Source organism: Pseudopedobacter sp. (assembly GCF_040392825.1).
In the GTDB taxonomy this organism is placed as follows: Bacteria; Bacteroidota; Bacteroidia; order Sphingobacteriales; family Sphingobacteriaceae; genus Pseudopedobacter.
The window spans coordinates 1-5693 of the sequence record NZ_JBEBVH010000249.1; the positions used below are offsets into that span (position 1 = coordinate 1).

At 36.3% G+C, this 5693-nt stretch carries 4 protein-coding genes; all 4 read left to right on the plus strand.

Annotated features, from left to right (window positions below; translation table 11 throughout):
* Window positions 1-284, plus strand: a 284-nt coding sequence (locus ABWO41_RS14655; protein ID WP_353139616.1) for a hypothetical protein, incomplete at its 5' end; no start/stop codon positions are given.
* Window positions 285-1045: 761 nt separating this feature from the next.
* Window positions 1046-2380 carry a dihydroorotase gene (locus ABWO41_RS14660; protein ID WP_353139619.1) on the plus strand — a complete coding sequence of 445 codons (1335 nt, stop codon included), beginning with the start codon at window positions 1046-1048 and terminating at the stop codon, window positions 2378-2380.
* Window positions 2381-2591: 211 nt separating this feature from the next.
* Window positions 2592-4433, plus strand: a complete 1842-nt coding sequence (gene hscA, locus ABWO41_RS14665; protein WP_353139622.1) for a Fe-S protein assembly chaperone HscA — start codon at window positions 2592-2594, stop codon at window positions 4431-4433.
* A gap of 469 nt (window positions 4434-4902) precedes the next feature.
* Complete coding sequence (locus ABWO41_RS14670) at window positions 4903-5571, plus strand: energy transducer TonB (RefSeq protein ID WP_353139625.1); 669 nt, start codon at window positions 4903-4905, stop codon at window positions 5569-5571.
* Window positions 5572-5693: the final 122 nt, after the last annotated feature.

Consider the following 5693-nt stretch of genomic DNA (forward strand, 5'->3'; position numbering starts at 1 on the left):
AAAACCTTTATATGAGCATAGATAGCAAATATCAACAAGTTATTTCCGAACTGGAGAAGCTGTTAGGCGATTATAAATCGGCAGAGAGTAAAGAGCTGCTGTGGAAGTTTTTTGCTTTAACCGTTTCTGACGGGTTTAGCGGTCAGCCGATAGCACAAAAGAAAGACCTGTTAGCTTTTTATGAGCATCTGAAACGTTTGCTGGATGTACTGGAGCTGCTGGAGATTGAGTTGAGAAACAATAAGGAAGGCGTTACTATGAAGACTTTACTAAACCCTTCATGATAAATTTAATTGGGTTTATTAACTCATCCTGCTGCTGGCATATAGGTATAGGGCTTTTGGCTATGTAGTAGGTGGTTTGTAGGGAAGTTCGGCTTTGTGCCGGACTTTTTTGTTTCTTCTGGCACTGGGATTGAAGGATCTGTTTCGGTAGTTCCCAGAGTAATACATAAGAGTAGTTTTGCAGAGTTGAAAGGAAAATACTGTTTATAAGTACATTAACAGTGGGGGCTATTAACTAGGAGATACTTCGACTGTGCACAGGATGACATGGTTGAGGTAAGGAAAGTACAAATTAACACAAAGAATCATTCCCAAGAACGCTTCCGGCCTCATAACGATTTGCCAGCCTGTCCGGCAGGCAGGCGTTAAGAAAACCAACGTATGTGAGCGCCCGAAACAAAATGTTGTCTGAGCGTAGCGAGTTTCATTTTGTTTAGCGAACGGAGTTTGGTTTTTAGTAAATCTTATGCAGCCTTGATTTTTTTGGTCCCTTTTTGTATCAAGACAAAAAGGACTAGGCCAACCGCCGGCTATGAGGCGGACTTGCTTTAATATACTAGTGAACCAAACTAAAGACTACTTATTTAGTATAAACAACACAATACGTATCTTTATACCATATGCATACTACTAGCAAAAACGATTATGGAACGCCAATCAACTCAAAAACTCAAGTAATTAAACCAATAAACTAAATAAGATGCCAGAATGAGACTACTAATGACTAATAAACTATTTACTAATATTTGTAATTTTGCGACATGTCCAAATTCCTTATAAAAAATGCTACCATTGTCAACGAAGGAAAACAAACCGTTGGCGATGTTCTGATAGAAAACGATAGGATAGCTAAAATAGCAAGCGCTATAGAAGATAGTTCTGCAAAAGAAATAAACGCAGATAGGAAATATTTATTACCGGGTTGTATAGACGATCAGGTGCACTTCAGAGAACCCGGATTAACACATAAGGCAGAAATTTATACCGAAGCAAAAGCTGCTGTTGCCGGTGGTATTACCTCTTTCATGGAAATGCCAAACACCGTTCCCAATACTTTAACTCAGGATTTACTGGCTAATAAGTACGCCATTGCAGCACAAAAATCTCTGGCTAACTATTCTTTCTATATGGGAGCCGGGAATGATAATCTGGAAGAAGTTTTAAAAACCAACCCGAAAGATGTTTGCGGAGTAAAGGTGTTCATGGGCTCTTCCACCGGAAATATGCTGGTTGACAATGAAAAAACTTTAAATGGCATTTTTGGAGAGGTTCCAATGCTTATTGCTACACACTGCGAAGACGAGGCTACTATTAAGCATAATCTTGCAGTTTTTAAGGGAAAGTATGGCGAACATATTACGCCGGAAATGCATCCTGTCATCCGAAGTGCAGAGGCTTGCTATATTTCTTCTTCTTTTGCAGTAGATTTAGCAAAAAAACATAATACCAGATTGCATATTCTGCATATTTCTACCGGAAAAGAAACCAATTTATTCAGGAATGATATTCCACTGGCGGAAAAAAGAATTACCGCAGAAGCTTGTATCCACCACATGTGGTTCAACGATAAAGATTATGCCACCAAGGGGAACTGGATTAAATGGAATCCTGCTGTAAAAACAGAATCAGATCAAAACCAAATCCTGCAAGCCTTATTGGATGGAAGGATTGATGTTGTGGCAACAGACCATGCTCCACATACGATTCAGGAAAAGGAACAAAGCTATTTGTCTGCTCCTTCTGGCGGACCACTGGTTCAGCATGCTTTAAATGCTATGCTGGAATTATATCATCAGGGAAAAATCAGCTTAGAAAATATAGTAGAAAAAATGGCTCACAATGTGGCTATTTGTTTCCAGATTGCCGACAGAGGCTTTATCAGAGAAGGTTACAAAGCAGACCTGGTATTGGTAGATCTGAATAAAAATTATACTGTTGAAAGAAGCAATGTACTTTCTAAATGTGGCTGGTCTCCTTTCGAAGGACAAAAATTCAACTCGGTAGTTACACATACTTTCGTAAGCGGACATTTAGCTTATGAAAATGGAGTTTTCAACGAATCTGTGAAAGGTGAACGTATGCTGTTCAACCGCTAAAAAAATTCTGCTTTTGCTTGATTACATTTCAATAACAATGCATCAAGCAAAAGTACGTACCTTTACTACCCTATTTTGATTTACGATTTACGATTTACGATTTACGATTTACGATTTACGATTTACGATTTACGATTTCTAATGACTAATGACTAATGACTAATGACTAATGACTAATGACTAATGAACTATAATAACGAATTAAGTTAATATGGCTAAGATTTCGATTAACCTGGCTACAGGTTCTCTGCAAAAAGAAGATATAATTGTTGGTATCGATTTAGGTACTACAAATTCTTTGGTGTCTTTTATTAATCCGGATAATCAGCCACAGGTGATTAATGATGCCGGCAAGGGAATTTTAGTACCATCGGTTATTCATTTTGATGACAACAATGTTCCTGTAGTGGGAAATGAAGCTAAAGATTTTTTAATTTCCGATCCTCAAAATACTATTTTCTCTGTAAAGAGATTGTTAGGGCGTTCATATAAAGATATTCAGAATCACGAAGATTATTTCTCGTACAAAATTATTGATGATGATAATGATGAGAGTCTGGTAAAGATTAAAATTGGAGACAATTACTATACACCTATAGATCTTTCAGCAGTAATTTTAAGCGAGTTAAAAGCAAGAGCAGAACACGCACTTAAAACGAAGGTAAACAGGGCTGTAATTACTGTTCCGGCTTATTTTAATGATTCTCAAAGACAAGCTACAAGAGATGCCGGTAAATTGGCTGGCCTGGACGTTTTGCGTATTGTAAACGAGCCAACTGCTGCAGCTTTAGCTTATGGCATTGGATTAAGTCAGGAAGAAGAAAAAACCATCGCTGTTTATGATTTAGGTGGTGGTACTTTTGACATATCTATTCTGAAAATCCAAAATGGTATATTTGAAGTATTAGCTACTCATGGAAATACATTTCTTGGTGGCGATGATTTCGACAGAGCCATTGTAGATTATTGGATTAAACAAAATAACCTCCGGGGAAATCTCCCTTATCAGGAATTGCGGCTTAAAGCCGAAGAGGCTAAAAAGTCTTTCTCTCACCAAAATCTTTTCAATGAAAAAATTGGTGATATTTTCTGTACAATAGATAAACAGACTTTCGAAAGCTTAATTGCAGATAAAGTAAATGAAACTTTGGTTTCATGTAAAAATGCGCTGGCTGATGCCCATCTCCAAATTTCGGATATTGACGAGGTTATTATGGTTGGTGGTTCTACCAGAACCGGTTTGGTTAAAAGGAAAGTAGCCGAATTCTTTGGCAAAGAAGTAAACGACAAAATCAATCCGGATGAAGTAGTGTCTTTAGGTGCCGCCATTCAGGCCGATGTATTGTCTGGCAACCGGAAGGATATTCTATTACTGGATGTTACTCCGCTTTCTTTAGGTATAGAGACCATGGGCGGTTTAATGGATGTAATTATTCCAAGGAACTCCAAAATCCCTACTAAAGCCGGAAGACAATATACGACTTCTGTGGACGGACAGGTAAACATGAAAATTTCTGTTTATCAGGGCGAAAGGGATTTGGTAAAGGAGAACCGTAAATTAGCTGAGTTTGACTTAAAAGGCATCCCTTCTATGCCAGCAGGTTTTCCTAAGGTAGACATCAACTTTTTATTAAATGCTGATGGTATTTTAACTGTAGAAGCTATTGAATTACGATCGGGTGTTAAACAACATATAGATGTAAAACCTACCTATGGTTTAAAAGATGAAGAAGTTGAAAAAATGCTTTTGGATTCTGTTTTAAATGCAAAGGAAGACGTTGCCCAACGTATGGTTATAGAAGCCAGAACAGAAGGCGAACAAATGGTTTATACAGCAGAACGTTTTATTGAAAAAAATAAAGCTTTCTTATCTGAAACTGAACTTGCCGAAACCCGAAAACTGATTGAGGCTTTGAAAACCGATCTTCAGAATCATGATAAGGATAAAATTCATGCAAGTATAGACGCCTTAAATGAATACACCAGACCTTTTGCAGAAAGATTAATGGACCATGCCATTTCTCATGCAATGAAAGGCAAAAGCATCGAATAAATCATAAGCCGGCGAAAACCCGGCTTATGATTTACTTTCTACTCACCTTCCTACAGAACTAAGGACACTAATTATCTATCTTTAGAATTAAAACATCTTTATTAAATTCACTTAAACCAATAACTGTATTCCTTTCATTTTTGTTAACCTTGAATATTTTACTAATTTTGAAAGAATACTAATTAAAAACCATGAAATCTTTCATTTTTTTCTCGTTTATTGTTTTGGCAATGTGCTTCATACAGTTAATTATACTTTTACAGATAACCAGCTAAAATTCGAAAAGAAACAGTTTTTTCAGACTTTTGATGTAACAGAATTAACAGCAAATTCGCTGATTATACACCAAAAATTAGTATTTCCTGAATTCACAAAAGAAGACTGGATATTTTATCATAAATAAATATTACAACGATTTAATCATTATAATCTTAAACAATATTACAACCAAAATCTACATCTATTTCACATGAAATTCTTATTGGTATTTATTTGCGGTTGGGTTACTCTTTTTACCCTCGCGTTTTCTCAGGAAACTAAGTTACGTTATGATAGTGAGCAAGGCGAAAAATATTATGTTTTAAAATCCAACAAAAAAATCAAACATGGCCCCTATGAGAAAACGGGAATAAAAAAACTATATGTAAAAGGCACTTATACAAATGGAGAAAGAAGTGGTATTTGGGAATTCCATAATATAGACGGTAAGTTACTTTCAAAATACGATTTCGATAATAAGACACTATTGCTATTTAATACAAAGAATGAAACCAAACCTACTAAGAAAATAAATACTGTTGATACTTTAACAAGGCCTGCTATTTTTATTGGTGGAAACGATTATATTATATCTGCAATAGCTACTTCACTAAAATACCCACTTGAAGCAAGATCTAGTAATGCGATGGGACGGGTAACCGTTCACTTTACAGTGAATAAAGATGGACATGCCAGCAATTACCATGTAAAAGAACCTTTAGGATATGGCTTGGACGAGGAAGCCATACGTGTGATTGAATCAATTCCAAACCTATGGCTACCCGCATTAAATGAAGGCAAACCTGTAGATAGTGAGTTAAGTTATCCGGTAGTATTTAGATTAGAAATACGACATTCATCGGTAACTTCATATCGGTAAATACGAAGACTACAAAAATGCACTACGGCTGGGAACCGTAGTGCAATAAACCAATTAAAACAAAGCTTTTCATAGAAAAGATTCTACTCTTGTCGTTATTTTTTAAAAGCTTTTACGACCTG